This window comes from Xanthomonas sp. fls2-241-TYG-148 (genome assembly GCF_030208815.1).
Lineage (GTDB): Bacteria > Pseudomonadota > Gammaproteobacteria > Xanthomonadales > Xanthomonadaceae > Xanthomonas > Xanthomonas campestris.
The window spans coordinates 1-18,299 of the sequence record NZ_JARVTE010000012.1 but is presented as its reverse complement, the minus strand read 5'-3'; the positions used below and the strand labels follow the sequence as shown (position 1 = coordinate 18,299).

Here is an 18,299-nt window from a genome sequence, read left to right as displayed (position 1 = left end):
CAACGCCCGTTGCACCATGGCCGGCCGGGCGCTGTCCGCCTGCCATGGCAGATCCTTCTTCATGCGTGCCCTTCGCGTCGTCCGATGACCCAGTTCCTGCCCACCGATGCGCTTCCCAGCCGCAACCCGCAACTGTTGGATCAGGTGCGCGAGGTGGTGCTCGTGCCGCTGGCCGACGCCTTCCTGGACGTGCAGGACGTACTGGCCGAGTCGCTGTTCCGGCTGGCGGCCGATGCCGGCCCGGCGCAGAACGATTTCATGGAAGCGATCAAGGCGTTGCGCCAGCAACGTGAGCCGATCAGCGCGCGCTTCCGTGGGCATCTGGCGCAGGCCTGGCAAGGTCTGGAATCCGGGCGCCCGCTGTCGGCCGACCGCACCCTGGCGCGCGGCGGCGCGGGCCTGAGCCTGCTGCCCGAACAGGACCTGGAGGTGCGCCTGGCGGTGCGCAACCTGGCCGGCGCCCTGCAACACCAGTGGCGCCCGGAGCTGATGCGGCTCAACCGCTACCTGGGCTTCATTGCCGGCGGGCTGCGCATTGACGGCGACACCAATCCGTTTGGCCCCGAGCACCTGGGCGTGGCGCTGTACGAAGCCTTCCAGGGCGTGACCCTGGCGCCGAAGGTGCATCTGGCGGTGATCAAACTGTGCGAGCAGCAGTTGATGGACCGCGTCGGCGCACGCTACGGAGAACTCGAACAGGCGCTGGCACAGGTGGCGCGCCTGCGCGACCTGCCACAGGCACGCAGCCGCCGGCGCGGGATTCCGCGCCAGGGCGAGGCAGTGGGCGAAGACAGCGGCGATGCGCCGGACTGGATCGCGCGCTTCTTCGCCGACTGGTCCGGTGGCCAGAGTGCGCTGGTCGGGGTGGAGGTCATCGACGTGCATCTGCGCACTGGCCGCGACGTGCTGCCGGCCGGGCTGCATCAGTTGCTGCAGCATGCGCGCCGGCAACGCGAGCCTAGCCAGGCAGCTGTCTCCACCGAGCAACGGTTGCTGTCGCCGCGCGAAGTGGTCTCTGCCCTGTCATTGCTGCAGACCATGCCCAAGGCCGGCTTCGAGGCCATCGACGGGCTGCTGCTGGGTCTGGCGCGCGGGCTGCGCCAGCAGGTGATGCGTGCGGCGGCCTCGCTGGGCGTGGACCCGGCCACCGCCCGCCTCAATCCCGACGACGAAGACGCGCTGGACCTGGTGGCGCTGCTGTTCGAAGCGATCCTGGTGCAGAGCCATCTGTCCGACTGGCAGCGCGCCTTGCTGGGCCATCTGCTGGTGCCGATGGCCAAGATAGCCATGCTCGACGGCCGCCTGTTCGTGCGCGATGGCCACCCGGCGCGGCGCCTGCTCAACCTGCTGGTAGAAGCCTGCGACGGCAACGGTGGCGAAACCTCGGCCGAGCAGGCGTTGCTGGCGCAGGTGCAGGCCGCGGTGGACGAGGTGGTGCGCGATTTCGACGAGCACCCGGCAGTGTTTCTGTCGCTGGAGGCCGAGTTCGGCGCCAGCTACGAGCAATACCGGCGCCGGGTGGAAATCGCCGAGCGCCGTGCCAACGAACTGCAGCGCGCCGAAGAACGCCGCGAGCGTGCGCGCGGCGTCGCCGCACAGGCGTTGGCCGAGCGGCTGGCGCGTGGCGCGCTGCCGCCGGTGGTGGAGCATTTTTTCAGCCGCGTTTGGCACCCGGCGGTGCAGCAGGCGGCGTTGCGCGGCGATGGCGCCGGCCCGCTGCTCGAAGAGGCGCTGGCGCTCGGCGACGCGGTGCTGGCGCAGCTGAGCCAGGCCGGCGGCGGCGAAGCGCTGGAGCCGTACCGCGCTGCATTGCTGCAGGGGTTTGCCCAGGCTGGGCTGGCCCAGCGCGAAGCCGAGCAGGCGCTGCAGGAACTGCAGCACGCGTTGGTGGCCGGGCAGAGCGCGGCCGCGCCGATCCTGGCGACCTTGCGGGTTGGCGCCAGCCCCGCCGATGCGGTGGCCGAGCCGCTGACCCCGATGCTGGACGCCTCCGCCGAGGTGGAATTTGACCGCGTCACCGCCGATTACTTCCGCAGGTTGCCGCTGGGAACCTGCCTGGACTTCATCGACCGCGCCGGGCGTGTACAGCCGGGCAAGCTGTCCTGGATCAGCCCGATCTCCGGGCGGCTGATGTTCGTCAACCGCCGTGGCGGGCGCTTGTGCGTGTCCTTGCCCGAAGAACTGGCCGTGATGGTCTGGCTGGACCGGCTGCGCCTGCACCGCGAGGACGATGCCTTCTACAGCGCCATGCAAGGGGTAGTGGACCGCCTGGACGGTTCCGGCGCCGCGCATGCTTAACCTTGGCCGCCGCCCGGCCGATTCTGGCAAGCTCCACTGCAATGCAGGGGGCTACGATGTCCGACTGCCATGCAAACCCAGGGCGGTCACGAGTAAAGTGAGAACTTCGTCACATTTATCGCGCGTACGAACCGCCTACCATGCGAGGGCGGAATTTGGGGCCGCGTCTGTTTTTCCTCGTTCGAGAATTTTCACGCCTGCAAAGGCGGGGAGCCTTTGCGCATGACCTTCCAGCCCAGTCCGTCGGGACACCCGGGCCGTGACCAACGCTTGCTCGATCAGGCGCACGCTGTTTTCGTGCCGCCGATCGCGCAGGTATTTGCAGCTGCAGTGGCACATTTCGATGATGTCCTGTTCGACCGCGCCGAATCCGCGGGCGCGTCACAGTTGCTGTTTCTCGATGGCATGCGCGAACTGCGCCGCAAGCGCGACGAGGTTTCTGCACAATTCCGCCAGCAGCTCGAGGCCGGTTGGCAGGCCTTGCTGCAAGGCACGCCGCTGTCGGCCGAGGTGGTGCTGGCCGGCGACATGGGCACCGGCCCGCTGAGCCTGGTGCCCGAGCACGTGCTGGAATCGCGGTTGGCGGTGCGCAACCTGGCCACCGTGCTGCTGCGGGATTTCAAGCAGGTGCTGGCGCGCATCGATCGTCGCCTGGGCTGGATCGCTGGCGGCCTGGAGCTGGTGGCCGATACCAACCCGGTGGGCCCCGAGCATCTGGGCGTAGCCATCCACGAAGCCTTTGCCACCTGCGACCTGGCGCCGGAAGTGCGCCTGGTGCTGATCAAACTGTGCGAGCGCGACCTGGCCGAGCCGATCGGCAAGCTATACGCCCGCCTGGACGAGACCCTGGCCAAGGCCGGGGTGATGCCCGAGATTTCCCAGCCCAAGCGTGCGCCGCCGCGCATGCAGCCGCGCGATCAGGCGCAGGGCGAACGCAGCGCCGCCGACGGCCAGGGGTTCGATGGCGAGGCCGCTGGCGAAGACCCCAACGAGCAGTACGCACCGGCCTGGGCCAACCGGTTTCTGGATCGCTGGGCGCATAGCCGCGGGCGCATGCAGGCAGCCGCGCAGCGCGGCAGTGCCGATGGCCATGCGGGCGGAGACGGCGACGCCGATCACCCTGGCGGCAGCCAGGGCATGCTGCTCGATGCGCTGCACGAGCTGCTCCAGCAGACCCGCAACGTGCGCGAAAACGCCGCATCCGCCGCATCCGTAGCGGTGGGGCAGCAACGCCCGCTGAGCCAGCGCGAGATGATGTCGGTGCTGTCGCTGCTGCAGGCCACGCCGAGTGCCACGCTGCAGGCAGCGATCGGCGACGACAACGAATCGCTTGCGCAGCGTCTGAAAAACGAAGTGCTCAACAGCGCCACGCGTCTGGGCGTGGACCCGGCCACCGCAAAGCTGGATCCGATGGACGAGGATGCGATCGATCTGGTCGGCATGCTGTTCGACGTGATGCTGGACGAGCGCGACCTGGAAAACCGCTCGCGCGAGATGATCGGCCGGCTGGTGGTGCCCTTCGTCAAGGTGGCGCTGCTGGACCGCAAGATGTTCGTGCAGAAGACCCATCCGGCGCGGCGCCTGCTCAATTCGCTGGCAGAGGCCTGCGAAGGCAACAACGGCGACAGCGCTGCCGAGCGCGTGCTGATGGGCAAGGTCGAAGAAATCGTCGACCGCCTGGTGGCCGAATTCAACGAAAACCTGGCGATCTTCCTCACCCTGGAAGAAGAATTCCGCGACTTCCTGTCGCAGCACCGGCGCCGGGTGGAAATTGCCGAACGCCGCGCTACCGAAACCCAGCGTGGCCAGGAAAAGCTCGAACTGGCGCGCACCCGCGCGCTGTCGGAACTGGAGCAGCGCGTGCAGGCCGGCGCACCATTGCCCAAGGCGGTGGAAGATTTCCTGCGCCAGCCGTGGCTGCATCACCTGACCATGGCGATCCTGCGCGACGGCGACGAAGGTCCGGGAACCGTCGAGGCGCTGGCAATGGCGGACGGCGTGCTGGAGGAACTGGCCGAGGCGCGCCGCCACATCATCGGCAAGCCGTGGCTGCAGGCCTGGCAACCGGCGCTGCACCGCGTGTTTGCCAGCGTGGGATTGCATGGCGATGCCGTGGTGGTGGCGATCACCGCGCTGCACGACACCTTGCAGGCGATTGCCGAGGCGCGGCCGGAGCTGGAAAAGGCCTTGCCGGAGTTGCCGCAGGTGAACCTGCCACCGCCGGCGGCCGAGAGCGTCAGCGTGGTGCTGGGCGCGGAGGCCGTGGCACAGAGCATCGACAGCGCCGATGCGGAGCGGTTCCGCGCGATGGACATCGGCACCTGGCTGGATTTCGTCGACAAGGACGGCAAAGTGCAGGCGGGCAAGCTGTCGTGGGTGAGCCCGATCTCCTCGCGGCTGCTGTTCGTCAACCGGCGTGGCGTGCGCTTCTGCGTCGCTTCTCCGGAAGAACTGGCAGTGATGGTGCGGCTGGGGCGGCTGCGCGAACACATCAACGACGGCGCGTTCGACAGCGCGATGCAGGGCGTGATCGATCGCCTGGACCCGCTCAACAGCGGCACCGTGCACTAAGCGCCGCTGTCAAAACGACTGCGCAGCCGCGAGGCGGGCGCGGCCGGTGCTCGGAATCCTGAGGTACTGGCGGACACTCCGGTTCCTCCGCGCCGTTCGCAACCGCTTGGCGACTGCTCGCTCCGTTGTGTTAAACGCTCTAAGCGCCGCTCTCAGAACGGCTGCGCCGCCTCCAAGTGCGTGGGCCCATGCTCGCTATGCTCATGTGCTCGCGGGCACTGTGGCTCTTCCGCGCTGTCCGCACCCGCCTGACCATTACTCGCCACGTTGTGTTCGCTGCTCTACGCGCATGCCGCACGGTCGCCATGACCGTGCGGCATGCGCGGCGACCCTCGCCAGCCTCAGCGAGACGCCGGGCCGACAAAGTGCAGTGCCTGATCGATCACCGATGCGTGATCGACCATGCGGTTGTGGCCCAGGCCCTCGGTACTGACCAGCTGCGCGTCCGGCCACAGTGCGGCGAAGCGTGCGCCTTCTTCCCACGGCGTTTCGCGGTCGCGGCGGTCGTGGATGATCAGCGCGGGGCGATCGAAGTGCGGCAGACGTTCGCTGGCATCGAAGTCGGCGAAGCGCTTGCCGGTGAGCTCGGACAGCCACTGTTCGAACGGTGCGAACGTGCGTGCGGCGATGCCGGCGGCGGCAAACTGGCGTTCCGCGCTTTTGGCCGGGGTGAGCAGTGGCGCGATCAGCACATAGCGCGCCGGTCGCCAGCTGGCTTCATCGGCGAACACCACCGACGAGGCGCCCATCGAATGGCCGATGAAGGCCGCTGGTTGGCCAAAATGGCGGCCGATGTGGCGCAGCACCTCGACAAAGTGCGGGAAATTGCTGAGACGGCCGCTGCTGGCGCCGTGGCCGGCCTGATCGAAGGCCACCACGGCATACCCCAGCGCCTGCAGGCGCGGCACCCAGGCGGCAAAGCGCAGCCCGAAACTCGACCAGCCATGCGAAAGCAGCACATACGGATTCTCGGCCGGGTCGCCCCAGCAGTAGACAGTCACATCCGTGTCGGAGATGCGCAGGGTGTGGCGGGCCGTGTCCGGCAGGCTGGCGAGCGCGGCAGCGGCATAACGGCGCGTTGCGGGCAACGGCGTCACGAAGCGCTTGGCCAGATAGCGGCCAGTGGGACCGGGTGCGAGCCGGCTGGCGGTGGCCAGCGCGGTGCGGAGCAGGCGAAGACGCAGGGGGGGGCGGGACGGGCGCATGTAAGAAATCCGGAAGGGAGGGCATCCAGCCAGGCGGTGCCGATGAGTCGGTATGGCCGAGTCTGCCTGCCCCATCTTGTCACCGTCAAGATTGGGTGGTTCACTGCCCTGGTCTCATGATGAGAGCCGCGAGAGAAACGCATGCCACATGAGCGCGCCAGACGAGAATTGCCCCATGAGGACCGCACCGTGAGCGCTATCACCACCCCGTCAGATGCGCCCGGCACGTATCACCACGGTGATCTGCCCGCTGCACTGCGTCGGGCCGCGTGGGAGATCGTGGCCGAGTCGGGCGCCCGCGCGCTGACCTTGCGCGCTTGCGCCCGCCGCGCCGGCGTGTCGCATGCCGCGCCGGCGCACCACTTCGGCTCGCTCAATGGCCTGGTGGCGGAAATGGTGGCCGACGGCTACGAGCGGATGGTCGCGCGCATTGCGGCCACCCAGCAGAACGTGAGCGACCCGGTGATGGGCTGCGGGCTGGGCTACATCCGCTTTGCGATCGAATTTCCACAGCATTTCCGGCTGATGCTCAGTCTGGATCTGCGCGCACATCCGTTGCCGCGCCTGGCGCAGGCCAGCGAGGCGGCGCGCGCTTGCCTGCGCAATGCCTTGTCGACCGCCTGGTGTGCGCAGCACGGCAGCCCCCCGCCGGCCGAGCTGCTGCAGCAGCGCACCCTGCTGGCCTGGAGCGCGGCGCATGGGTATGCCGCGTTGGCGATCGACCACCCTGCGCAGTCGGTGCCGCTGTTCCCGCCGGAGCTGATCTTCGCGCCGCTGATCCCGGCGCTGCTGGCGCCCTGACTGCAGGCTGGCTGTTCTTCATGGCGGCGAGTCTGGCGTAGTGACGTACGCAGCAACCGGGCGTCGCCTTGCACCTGGGCGCTGTGCTTGATAGTTGGCGGCAATCGGCAATTAGCGGCTGGGGAGCGCGGGCGGTGATCAGCGGACAGCAGGCAAAAAGTAGCAGGCAGCTGGTAGCAATCAGAAACAGCGATCAGTAAACATCAAGCAGCAAAAATAGGCAGTCGCAGTGAGTCACCACCAGCAGCTAGCGAGAGTGGTATGTCGCAAGCCAGTACCGGATTGGGAGACTGCGTGCGGCGGATGCAATGTTTGGCACAGGGATCGCGCTCGTTGCGTCGTTTGACAACAGCCGACGTCGCTGCGATCGCCAGGCGACCAACGCGAGGATCAACTTGATTTAGAGCGGCTAACAAAACGTATCGAGCAGCCGTCAGGTGGGTGCGGACGGCGCGGAGGAACCGGAGTGTACGTGGGTATATGCCGATTCCGAGCACCGGCCGCGCCCGTCTGGCGGCTGCGCAGTCGTTTTGATAGCTGCTCTTAATGCAATAGGCCGCCGGCACACGCTAAATGCGATACCGCATTGCAGGTGGCGACTGCTCGCTCGCCAGATTTCGATCGTGTTGGCCTAGTGCTCGTGCAGCAAGTTCGCGAAGCGTTTTCTGCGTATGTCTATTGCAGCACGCGTTGCCAACGAACGTACGCGGCAAGCGGCGATGCACACGCGTCGGCAATGACGATTCTCTTGATGCGCGTCTTTGAATCGAGCATCCACAGCGCGTACTTAGGTGCGGTTGCTCTGCCTGCCTGGCGATGCGATGACGCTGCAGCAGGACGGGCCGGACGTCTTCGCGATGGACGGTGCACGTGCAGCGTCTCCGGGTTCCGATACCGCCAGCCCAGCGAATACTTACGCGCACGCGCCAACGCGGCGCATGCGCTCAATCATCGACCGGCGGATGCGCGCGGAGCCAGGCGCTGCGCTCGGCCGGGCTCATTTTCTGCCAGCGCTGCTGCAGTTCGTTGCGCTGTTGCGGGCTGAGCGTGCGCATGCGCTCGAACAGGGCCTTGGCCTCGCGGCGCTGCTCGGGGCTCATGTTGCGGAAGCGGTCCATCCCGGCCTTGGCCTGCTTGCGTTGTTCCGGGGTCATGTCCAGCCAGCGGCGTGCGTGCCGGAACATGCGTGGGCGCTCGTCCGGCGCGTCGTTCCAGCGCTCGCGCAGTGCGTCGATCAAGACCTGGCGTTGCTGCGCGCTCAACGTGTCCCATTCGGGCATCGGCGTCTCGGCGCCGCGCGGGCCAGGCCCATCTTGCGGTGGCGGCCCCGGCGGCGGGCCGGGTGGGCGGTCCTGGGCCCACAGCGCTGCGCAAGGCGAGGCGCACAGCAACAGGGTCAACAGCAGGCGCGTGGTGCGGGTCATCGTGCTCATTCCATGGCCAGGGCGGTATCGGAGCCGAGCCAGACGAACAGGTCCGGGTTCTGGGTCAGCAGGTCATCGGTGTCGGTGCTCGTGGCGGCTGGCGTAGTGGTCGCCACCTGCGTGGTCGTGGTTGCCGGTGCTTGCTCGGTGGGACGCAACTGCACACCGATGCCTACCGCCAGCAGCGCCGAGCACGCGGTGGCCAGCAGCCAGTGCAGGCGCCGCGAACGCTGGGCGGTGGCCGCATGGCGTGCCTGGCGCAGCTTGGCCAGTGTCTCCGGCGGCAAGGTGGTGAGTGCGGTGGCATGCAGCCGGCGCATCTGCGCATCGAACTGGGCCGGGTCGTGGGAGCGGTTCACAGGAAATCCTCGAACTGTTTTTGCAAGGCGTCGCGCGCACGCGACAGATGGGTTTTGACCGAGCCTTCCGAGCAGCCCATCGCTTTGGCGGTGGTGGCCACGTCCAGGTCTTCGAGCACGCGCAGCGTGAAGGCTTCGCGCTGGCGTGCCGGCAATGTGCGCAGCGCTTCGACCAGGTGTTGATACGCCTCTTGCTGCTGCTGTTCGCCGGCCGGGCCAATGCCCGGATCGAGCCAGTCGATGCTGCCTTCATCATCGGCACGTTCGTTCGGGGCCCAGAACTTCAGCCGGAAGCTGCGCCGCCGCTGCAGATCGATAATGCGGCTGCGCAGGATGCTCCAGAACAATGGGGTCCATTCTTCGGCTGGGCGATCGCGATAACCGAGTAGCCGCACCATGGCGTCCTGCACCGCGTCCAGCGCGTCCTCGCGATGGCGCAGACCGGCCTCGGCAAAGCGGAACGCGCGCGGCCCGATCCCGGACAGGAACGCGTCCAGCGAGACAGGCGCCGCCGTTGCCGGTGCAGCAGGTTGCGGATCGAAAGGGGTTCCCACCAGCACAGCGTAGCTTCCGCGAAGACGATATGCCGTCAACGCACGGGCGTGCATCGGGTTGACACGCGATGACACGGGCAAGGCGGGGCACGGGAGGTCGGCAAGAATCGCGGCGGGCGGGGGGGGGGGCTGCCGCCAAGCGCCCGACGCCTGTTATGTGTGTCACCGCGGCGGGACTAGACGCGCCGAAACAAACGCCAGCGATTGGCCGAACTGGAGCCTGATCTGCCTGCTTCGCAAACAAGCCGAAGAGGCGACCACCGGTCCGTTGAAGCAGTAAGCACCAACGCCGGCCGGTCCGGTCGAAGTATCACAGCCCACACTGCCAGCAAACCGCGCGCAGGCACGGGGAACCCCAGCTAGCGGCTAGCCCACCAGCCCAGTCCCAGCGCGGCCACATAGCAGGCCAGGTCGAACCCGGTATTGGCCAATTGCAGCAGGGTCCAGGCCAGCCCGGCGCCCATCTTCAGCGACGAGGTCCACGGATCCAGGCCAAGTGCGCCGCCCAGCTGTGCCGACGCGATGCCCCAGTTGGCCGCAACGATGAGCGCCACGGTCGACACCAGGGTGATGCCTACGCGCAGCGGGCCAGCCGGCAAGGTGCCCAGGCGCAGCATCCACGCCACTTCCAGCGCGACCAGCACCGCCATCCAGCCGGATTGATGGCCCAGGGTCAGCGCGACGAGGATCCAGGCGATGAGGGCGGTGACGCATCCCAGCAGCAGGAGCGGGGGCCAGAGCCAGTGAGCGGTTCTGGCGGGCGCAGAGGTGGGCGGCATTGGAACTCCTGACAGTGCGTACATGATAGAGCGCGTGCCGCCGTTGCGGTGTGCAGCGCTGGCGGATGGAATGCAGCGTCGTCCGTGCTGCACGCCGCAATCGGCAGCCTGTCCGCCGTGGTCGGCTAGAATGGCCGACTTGCGCGCTTCCGACGCGGCCCCATATCCAGCCCATGTATTCCCGTAGCAGCGAACCCGTCCAGTTCGAACGCGATTGCGATGCCGTCATGGTGCCGCAGGGCGATTCGGTGACCCTGCCCGCAGGCAGTTACGGCTATATCACCCAGGCGCTGGGTGGCAGCTATACCGTCTTCGTCGAAGGCAACCTGTTCCGTATTGCCGGCAAGGACGGCGATGCGATCGGCAAGGAGGCCCCACCGGGGCTGGAACTGCCGGAGAACGCCAGCGACGAAGAAGTGGAAGCGCTGGTGTGGCAGCAGCTGCGCACCTGCTTCGACCCGGAGATTCCGTTCAACATCGTGGATCTGGGCCTGGTCTACGAGGCGGTGGTGAGCCATCGCGAGGAAGACAACCAGCGCCGGGTGGACGTCAAGATGACCCTCACCGCGCCCGGTTGCGGCATGGGCGAGATCCTGGTCGACGACGTGCGCAGCAAGGTGGAAATGATCCCGACCATTGCCGAGGCCGACGTCGAGCTGGTCTTCGACCCGCCGTGGGGCCGGCATATGATGTCTGAAGCGGCCCGTCTCGAGACCGGCATGCTCTGACCATCAGGCGCCATGTCTTGCACGTGGCGCCGCGTCTTTCCTTCCGCTCTACAGGAATCTCTCGGTGTCCGTGTCCTTCGCTTCCACCCGCTCCCCGTCGCCGCGCAGCGCCGACGAACTGTCCGTGATCCTGGCTGCGCCGGGGTTCGGCCTGCATTTCACCGACCACATGGTCGCCATTTCCTGGACCAACGAGCTCGGTTGGCACGACGCGCAGGTGCGTGCCTACGGCCCGCTGCAGCTGGATCCGGCCGCCTCGGTCCTGCATTACGGCCAGGAGATCTTCGAAGGCATCAAGGCCTACCGGCATGCCGACGGCTCGATCTGGACCTTCCGCCCGCAGGCCAATGGCGAGCGCCTGCAGCGCTCCGCGCGCCGCCTGGCGCTGCCGGAACTGCCGGTGGACCTGTTTGTCGAATCGCTGCGCCAGCTGGTGGCGGTGGATGCCAACTGGGTGCCGTCGGCGCCGGAAACCAGCCTGTACTTCCGCCCGTTCATGATCGCCGATGAGGCGTTCCTGGGCGTGCGCGCGGCGCACAAGGCCTCGTACTACGTCATCGCCAGCCCGGCCGGCCCGTATTTCGCCAAGGGCGTGGCGCCGGTGTCGATCTGGTTGTCCACCGAGTACGCGCGTGCAGCCAAGGGCGGCACCGGCGCGGCCAAGTGCGGCGGCAACTACGCCGCCTCGCTGCTGCCGCAGCAGAAAGCCTACGCGCAAGGCTGCTCGCAGGTGCTGTTCCTGGACCCGGTGGAAGGCAAGTACATCGAGGAACTGGGCGGCATGAACGTGTTCCTGGTCTACAAGGACGGCACGCTGGTGACGCCGGAATTGTCCGGCAGCATCCTGGAAGGCATCACCCGCGACAGCATCCTGCAGCTGGCTCGCGATCGCGGCATGCAGGTGGTGGAGCGCAAGGTGTCCATCGACGAGTGGAAGGACGGCGTGGCCTCCGGCGAGATCAGCGAGGTGTTCGCCTGCGGCACGGCGGCCGTGGTCACCCCGATCGGCGAGCTGAAGGGCGATGGCTTTGCGGTCGGCGACCTGTCTGCACCGGCGGGCGAGGTGACGATGTCGCTGCGCCAGGAGCTGACCGACATCCAGTACGGGCGCGTGCCGGACCGCCACGGTTGGCTGGTGCGTCTGTCCTAAGCCAACACGTCAAGCCAAATCAGGGCCCCTGCGCGTCAGCGCGGGGGCCTTTTTTTTGCGCGCAGTGCAGCACGTGCGTGTCATTTGGTGTCGCCACATGTCATCGCGAGACTGAACGGTGCCGTACGGTGTCACAAATCTGATATTTAATTTTTTGAAAGTGCGAAGTTCTTATTGTCCAGTTCGGTTGGAGTGCGGTAGGTTCGCTGAACGGATCGATAACAGGGGCGATCCGGGGACCTCGGCGCTGACCTACGGAAGGCGGCGCCGGATAACACCGCTCCGGCGGTTCTCTTTGATATGGAAGGGAATTCGATGTCGACTGCGTCTCTCCGCAAGCGTACTGGCTCGCTCACCATCCTGGGCGCGTCCGCCCTGACCTCGCTGCTGCTCGCGATGCCGGCCTTTGCCGGCGAGGTCTACCTGGATGGCCTGGCCACCGCACAGACCCATCAAAAATTCATCGTGACCTACAAGGACGGCAGCACCGCGCTGGCCAGCCCGTCCGCGTTGACCACCTCGCTGCGCACTGCTGCGCGCGCGGTGCCGGCCAAAGCCGGCAAGGCGCTGGGCCTGAACTCGGTGCGCCGCCTGGCATTGGGGCCGGAACTGGTAAGGGCAGACCGCGCGCTGGACCGCGCCGAGGCCGAAACCCTGATGCGGCAATTGGCCGCTGATCCCAACGTGCAGAGCGTTGAAGTCGACCAGATCCTGCATGCCACGCTCACCCCCAACGACACCCGGTTGTCCGAGCAGTGGGCGTTCGGCACCACCAACGCCGGCCTGAACATCCGCCCGGCCTGGGACAAGGCCACCGGCAGCGGCACGGTCGTGGCGGTGATTGATACCGGCATCACCAGTCATGCCGACCTCAACGCCAACATCCTCGCGGGCTACGACTTCATCAGCGATGCGACCACCGCACGCGATGGCAACGGCCGTGACAGCAACGCCGCCGACGAGGGCGACTGGTACGCCGCCAACGAATGCGGCGCCGGCATTCCCGCCGCCAGCTCCAGCTGGCACGGAACCCATGTGGCCGGCACGGTCGCGGCAGTGACCAACAACACCACCGGCGTGGCCGGCACCGCCTACGGCGCCAAGGTCGTACCGGTGCGCGTGCTCGGCAAGTGCGGTGGCTCGCTGTCGGATATCGCCGACGCCATCGTCTGGGCCTCCGGCGGCACCGTCAGCGGCATTCCGGCCAATGCCAACCCGGCCGAGGTGATCAACATGTCGCTCGGCGGCGGCGGTAGCTGCTCGACCACGATGCAGAACGCCATCAACGGTGCGGTGTCGCGCGGCACCACGGTGGTGGTCGCGGCCGGCAACGATGCATCCAACGTGTCCGGTTCGCTGCCGGCCAACTGCGCGAATGTGATTGCGGTGGCCGCCACCACCTCGGCGGGCGCGAAGGCCAGCTATTCCAACTTCGGCACCGGTATCGATGTGTCGGCGCCCGGCTCGGCGATCCTGTCCACGCTCAACAGCGGCACCACCACGCCGGGTAGCGCCAGCTATGCGTCCTACAACGGCACCTCGATGGCGTCGCCGCATGTGGCCGGCGTGGTCGCGCTGGTGCAGTCGGTCGCCCCGACCGCGCTGACGCCAGCAGCGGTGGAAACCTTGTTGAAGAACACCGCGCGTGCTTTACCGGGCGCCTGCTCGGGCGGCTGCGGTGCCGGCATCGTCAACGCCGATGCCGCGGTCACTGCGGCCATCAATGGCGGGAGCGGCGGCGGTGGCGGTGGTGGAAACACCTTGACCAACGGCACTCCGGTGACCGGCCTGGGCGCGGCAACCGGCGCGGAATTGAACTACACCATCACCGTGCCGGCCGGCAGCGGCACCTTGACGGTGACCACCAGCGGCGGCAGCGGCGATGCCGACCTGTACGTGCGCGCCGGCAGTGCACCGACCGACTCGGCCTACACCTGCCGCCCATACCGCAGCGGCAATGCCGAGACCTGCACCATCACCGCACCGTCCGGAACGTATTACGTGCGGCTGAAGGCCTACAGCACGTTCTCCGGCGTCACCTTGCGCGCCAGCTACTAATCGCGCGTCACGCGCGCCCCGGCACTGCGCCAGGGCGCGCTCCTCATCTGCAATCCACTCCCACGCCTGCCGATTCGGCAGGTGCTGGGGATGTGTTGCCGCGTGGCCGGGACGGACACCGGTCAGTCGTTTCGACAGGCACCTGCCTGTGCACTTCCAGACCTGCCATCGCAGCCCGCGATGGGGTCCGGCCATCACGCCGCATCTGCGGCACCTCATCACTGAAAGGAACGATCGATGTCCAATGTGTCGCAACGTCGTGCGCCTACGCGCGCGCTGGTAGTCCTGGGTGTGTCCGCGCTGACCTCGCTGCTGGCGGTGCCGGCCTTCGCCGGGCAGGTGAATCTGTCCGGGCTGGATTCGCAGCCGACGCTGGATCGCTTCATCGTCAAATACCGCGACGGCAGCAGTGCGTCGGTGAGCCCGACCTCGATGCGCGCCTCGCTCAATTCGGTGGCCACTGCGGTGCCGGCACGCGCCGGCCGCGCGCTGGGTCTGAACCACGTGCGTCGCACCGCGCTGGGCTCCGAAGTGCTCAAGACCGACCGCAGTCTTGACCGCGCCGAAGCCGAGACGCTGATGCGCCGCATCGCCGCCGACCCGAGCGTGGAATATGTGGAAATCGACCAGATCATGTACCCGACGTTGACCCCGAACGACACGCGTCTGTCCGAGCAGTGGGGCTTCGGCACCACCGCATCGGGCATCAACGTGCGCCCGGCCTGGGACACCGCCACCGGCACCGGCGTGGTGGTCGCGGTGATCGACACCGGCATCACCAGCCATCCGGACCTCAACGCCAACGTGCTGCCCGGCTACGACTTCATCAGCGATGCGGCGCGTGCGCGCGACAACAACGGCCGTGACAGCAACGCGGCCGACCAGGGCGACTGGCGCGCGGCCAACCAGTGCGGTACCGGCGTGGCAGCGGCCAACTCCAGCTGGCATGGCACGCATGTGGCCGGCACGATTGCCGCGGTCACCAACAACAGCACCGGCGTGGCCGGCACCGCGTTCAATGCGCGCATCGTGCCGATCCGCGCGCTGGGCCTGTGCGGCGGCACCACCTCGGACATCGCCGATGCGATCGTCTGGGCCTCCGGCGGCACCGTCAGCGGCGTGCCGGCCAATGCCAACCCGGCCGAAGTGATCAATATGTCGCTCGGCGGCAACGGCGCCTGCTCGAGCACCTACCAGAACGCCATCAACGGCGCGGTGTCGCGCGGCACCACGGTGGTGGTGGCAGCGGGCAACAGCAATGCCAACGTGGCCAACTTCACCCCGGCCAGCTGCGCCAATGTGATCTCGGTGGCCTCGATCACCTCGGCCGGCGCGCGTTCGAGCTTCTCCAACTTCGGCACCACCATCGATATCTCCGGCCCAGGCTCGGCGATCCTGTCCACGCTCAACAGCGGCACCACCACCCCTGGCAGCGCCAGCTACGCGTCCTACAACGGCACCTCGATGGCGGCGCCGCACGTGGCCGGCGTGGTCGCGCTGGTGCAGTCGGCAGCGTCGCGTCCGTTGACCCCGGCGGCGGTGGAAACGCTGTTGAAGAACACTGCACGGCCGTTGCCGGGCGCCTGCTCGGGCGGTTGCGGCGCCGGTATCGTCAACGCAGCCGGCGCGGTCAGCCAGACGCCGTAACGCGACGCCGTAACGCGTATTTCCCTAGCGGACGCCGGCCACAAGTGCCGGCGTCTGTCAGAGCGCTCCCGACGCTGCTGTCAGTGCCTGTCTCTCTCTCTTGTGCCCCGCCCAGGCGGGGCTTTTTTGTGGGCGCACTGCATGGGGCCGTGACGTGCGCCAGGGGCGGCTGAACGAACGCAAGTGGGCGGATGCTGCCTGGCTTCAGCGCCATTCGGGTTCGCCGATAGCCTCGTCACGTGGGGGCTGCGTCATGCACTGCCCGCGCATCCGACGCGGCATTGCAGTCCCTGCGCTGCGCGTCATCCGAGTACCGATGTCCTGGGGAGGGCGATTCATGAGGCAGTCAACGGTTGGCGCAGTGCGCTACGCGGCGTGTGTGTGTGCGATGGCGTGTGTGTTTCAGGTATCGGCCGGCGAGGTCAACCTGCAGGGGCTGGCATCGGGCTCGAGCCACCAGCGTTTCATCGTCAGCTACAAGGACCGCGTAGGCAGCACCCGCGCGACCGGGCTGTCGGCTCCGTGGGGCGAGATCGCCCGCGCCGTCCCCAAGCGGCAAGGGCGCGCGCTGGGCTTGTCGGCCACGCGGCGGCTCAGTGCCGGCCCGATGCTGCTGGTGGCCGATCGGCGCCTGGACCGGGTCGACGCGGAAAGCCTGATGCGCCGGCTTGCCGCCGACCCGACCGTCAAGCGGGTGGAAGTGGACGTGCTGATGCGGCCGCTGCTGGTGCCCAATGACCCCGGCCTGCCACAGCAATGGGCGATGGGAACCACCACCGCCAGCCTCAATGTCCGCCCGGCCTGGGACCGCACCACCGGCAAGGGCATCGTGGTGGCGGTGATCGATACCGGCATCACCGCGCATCCGGACCTGGCCGCCAACGTGTTGCCCGGCTACGACTTCATCACCGACCCCACCGTCGCAGGCGACGGCAACGGGCGTGACAACAACGCAGCCGATCAGGGCGATTGGTCTGCGGCCAACGCTTGCGGTGCGGGCGCGTCGGCGTCCAATTCCAGCTGGCATGGCACCCACGTCGCCGGCATCGTTGCCGCGGTTGGCAACAACGCGGCCGGTGTGGTCGGCACCGCCTTCAACGCCAAATTGTTGCCGTTGCGCGTGCTCGGCAAGTGCGGTGGCTATATGTCCGATATCGCCGATGCCATCGTGTGGGCGTCTGGCGGCAAGGTGACCGGCGTACCGGCCAATCCGAATCCCGCCACAGTGATCAACCTGTCGCTCGGCGGCTACGGCAGCTGCTCGACGATCATCGGCAATGCCATCACCGGCGCGGTCACGCGCGGCACCGCCGTGGTAGTGGCAGCCGGCAACAGCAATATGGATGTGGCCACCAGCATGCCGGCCAATTGCGCGAACGTGATTGCGGTGGCGGCAACCACTTCGGCCGGCGCCAAGGCCAGCTTCTCCAACTTCGGCAAGGGCGTGGACATTGCGGCGCCCGGCCAGGCGATCATCTCCACGCTCAATAGCGGCACCACGGTTCCAGCCAATCCGGCCTACGCGGTGTATAGCGGCACCTCGATGGCGGCGCCGCACGTGGCCGGCGTGGTGGCGTTGATGCAGTCGGTGGCACTCAACCCGCTGACGCCGGCAACGGTGGAGGCGCTGCTGAAGAGCAGTGCACGCCCGTTGCCGGTGGCGTGCGCTCCCGGCTGCGGTGCGGGCCTGGTCAATGCCGATGGCGCGGTGGCGGCGGTGATCAATGCCACGCTGCTGACTAGTAATGCAGTACGCACTGGCCTGAGCGCGGCGATCGGCGATTCGCTGTATTACCAAGTCAAGGTGCCGGCAGGTACGCGCTCGCTCAAGGTCACGCTCAGCGGCGGCAGCGGCAATGCCGACCTGTCACTGCGCGCCAATGCACTGCCCACCGATGCCGCCTTTGGCTGCCGCAGCATGCTGGTCGGCAACACCGAAACCTGCACACTGACCGCACCTGCGGCAGGCACGTATTACGTGCGACTGAAAGGCACGCTGGCGTTCTCCGCTGTCACCCTGGTGGCGACGTACTGATAGTCAGGGCAGCCGCTGGCCGTGCGAGGCGGTGACGCGCTGGCGCCTGAGGCAAGGTGCCAGCGCGTTTCTATGTATGGCGTACGCAAGGCTGGCTTACCTGCGTTATTGCGGGCGTGGCGGGCTCACTCGCAGAGTGGGTAAGCGCGCGCGCCGAGGACGTGCACAATCTCGGCGCCGGCCAGTTCAAGCAGCAGGCCACGCTGGCCGGCGTTGATCCACAGCGCAGGTGCGTCGAGCACGCTGGATTCGATCAGCACCGGCGCGGGCCGCTGCTGCCCGAGCGGGCTGATGCCACCCACCTTGTAGCCGGTGCGGCGTTCGGCATCGGCCACCTCCATCATGCGCGCGGACTTGCCGCCGCAGGCGCTGGCAAGGGCCTTCAACGACAAGCGGCGGTCGCACGGGATCACCACGCAGATCGCGTGCTCGTCCACCCAGGTCATCAGGGTCTTGAGCACCTGGTGCGGCGGCAGTTGCAGCGCCTGCGCGGCTTGCAGGCCCTTGGCGTCGGCATCGGCCTGGTACGGATAAGGATGCAGCACATAGGCCACGCCGGCCGCATCCAGTGCACAGGTTGCGCGGGTGGCCTTGCTCATCGCTTAGAACCTGTTCACGATCTTCTGAGTAATAGTGCCAAGAAGGCCAAATGGATGAACTGCAGGCTGGTGTTGAGTTTGCGCTCGCAGT

General features: G+C 67.5%; 14 protein-coding genes and 3 other RNA genes. 10 read left to right on the top strand and 7 right to left on the bottom strand.

Annotation, left to right across the window (positions count from 1 at the left end):
• Positions 1-84 precede the first annotated feature (84 nt).
• From QRM60_RS12800 to QRM60_RS12785, 4 genes are all read left to right on the top strand, one after another.
• Positions 85-2,298, top strand: a complete 2,214-nt coding sequence (locus QRM60_RS12800) for a DUF1631 domain-containing protein (protein WP_285446337.1) — start codon at positions 85-87, stop codon at positions 2,296-2,298.
• 222 nt (positions 2,299-2,520) lie between these two features.
• On the top strand, positions 2,521-4,869 hold the full coding sequence (locus tag QRM60_RS12795) for a DUF1631 domain-containing protein (RefSeq protein WP_285446336.1): 2,349 nt from the start codon (positions 2,521-2,523) through the stop codon (positions 4,867-4,869).
• A 61-nt stretch (positions 4,870-4,930) separates the two neighbouring features.
• Positions 4,931-5,005: non-coding RNA, sX9 sRNA (locus tag QRM60_RS12790), on the top strand.
• A 67-nt stretch (positions 5,006-5,072) separates the two neighbouring features.
• Positions 5,073-5,147: non-coding RNA, sX9 sRNA (locus QRM60_RS12785), on the top strand.
• Positions 5,148-5,210: 63 nt separating this feature from the next.
• Here the strand turns inward: QRM60_RS12785 and QRM60_RS12780 are convergent.
• Positions 5,211-6,074 (bottom strand): alpha/beta fold hydrolase, encoded by an 864-nt coding sequence (locus tag QRM60_RS12780; RefSeq protein ID WP_115555473.1) that lies wholly within the window; start codon positions 6,072-6,074, stop codon positions 5,211-5,213.
• A 141-nt stretch (positions 6,075-6,215) separates the two neighbouring features.
• Between QRM60_RS12780 and QRM60_RS12775 the strand changes: the two genes are divergently transcribed.
• The gene (locus tag QRM60_RS12775; protein ID WP_285446335.1) at positions 6,216-6,875 is read left to right on the top strand and encodes a TetR/AcrR family transcriptional regulator; all 660 of its coding nucleotides are present in this window, start codon (positions 6,216-6,218) and stop codon (positions 6,873-6,875) included.
• A gap of 407 nt (positions 6,876-7,282) precedes the next feature.
• Here the strand turns inward: QRM60_RS12775 and QRM60_RS12770 are convergent.
• The 5 genes from QRM60_RS12770 to QRM60_RS12750 form a co-directional block, all read right to left on the bottom strand.
• Positions 7,283-7,357: non-coding RNA, sX9 sRNA (locus QRM60_RS12770), on the bottom strand.
• A 462-nt stretch (positions 7,358-7,819) separates the two neighbouring features.
• Positions 7,820-8,299: a DUF3106 domain-containing protein gene (locus tag QRM60_RS12765; protein WP_115556027.1), complete on the bottom strand. Its 480-nt coding sequence runs from the start codon at positions 8,297-8,299 to the stop codon at positions 7,820-7,822.
• A 5-nt stretch (positions 8,300-8,304) separates the two neighbouring features.
• Positions 8,305-8,658 carry a hypothetical protein gene (locus QRM60_RS12760; RefSeq protein ID WP_076056415.1) on the bottom strand — a complete coding sequence of 118 codons (354 nt, stop codon included), beginning with the start codon at positions 8,656-8,658 and terminating at the stop codon, positions 8,305-8,307.
• The gene (locus tag QRM60_RS12755) at positions 8,655-9,218 is read right to left on the bottom strand and encodes an RNA polymerase sigma factor (protein ID WP_161962586.1); all 564 of its coding nucleotides are present in this window, start codon (positions 9,216-9,218) and stop codon (positions 8,655-8,657) included. Before QRM60_RS12755 ends, QRM60_RS12760 begins: the two co-directional genes overlap by 4 nt.
• Positions 9,219-9,571: 353 nt before the next feature.
• Positions 9,572-9,991, bottom strand: a complete 420-nt coding sequence (locus QRM60_RS12750) for a hypothetical protein (protein ID WP_070692021.1) — start codon at positions 9,989-9,991, stop codon at positions 9,572-9,574.
• Positions 9,992-10,164: 173 nt separating this feature from the next.
• On the opposite strand from QRM60_RS12750, the gene sufT reads away from it, so the two are divergent.
• From sufT to QRM60_RS12725, 5 genes are all read left to right on the top strand, one after another.
• Positions 10,165-10,719: a putative Fe-S cluster assembly protein SufT gene (sufT, locus tag QRM60_RS12745; RefSeq protein WP_011036085.1), complete on the top strand. Its 555-nt coding sequence runs from the start codon at positions 10,165-10,167 to the stop codon at positions 10,717-10,719.
• A gap of 64 nt (positions 10,720-10,783) precedes the next feature.
• Positions 10,784-11,869, top strand: coding sequence for a branched-chain amino acid aminotransferase (locus QRM60_RS12740; RefSeq protein ID WP_116890609.1), 1,086 nt, complete (start codon positions 10,784-10,786; stop codon positions 11,867-11,869).
• 315 nt (positions 11,870-12,184) lie between these two features.
• On the top strand, positions 12,185-13,927 hold the full coding sequence (locus tag QRM60_RS12735; protein WP_076056407.1) for a S8 family peptidase: 1,743 nt from the start codon (positions 12,185-12,187) through the stop codon (positions 13,925-13,927).
• Positions 13,928-14,164: 237 nt separating this feature from the next.
• Entirely contained in the window at positions 14,165-15,574 is a 1,410-nt protein-coding gene (locus tag QRM60_RS12730; protein WP_103699498.1) for a S8 family peptidase, read from the top strand.
• 337 nt (positions 15,575-15,911) lie between these two features.
• The gene (locus tag QRM60_RS12725) at positions 15,912-17,609 is read left to right on the top strand and encodes a S8 family peptidase (protein WP_285446334.1); all 1,698 of its coding nucleotides are present in this window, start codon (positions 15,912-15,914) and stop codon (positions 17,607-17,609) included.
• 125 nt (positions 17,610-17,734) lie between these two features.
• Here the strand turns inward: QRM60_RS12725 and ybaK are convergent, their stop codons facing one another.
• Complete coding sequence (ybaK, locus tag QRM60_RS12720; RefSeq protein WP_285446333.1) at positions 17,735-18,208, bottom strand: Cys-tRNA(Pro) deacylase; 474 nt, start codon at positions 18,206-18,208, stop codon at positions 17,735-17,737.
• Positions 18,209-18,299 lie beyond the last annotated feature (91 nt).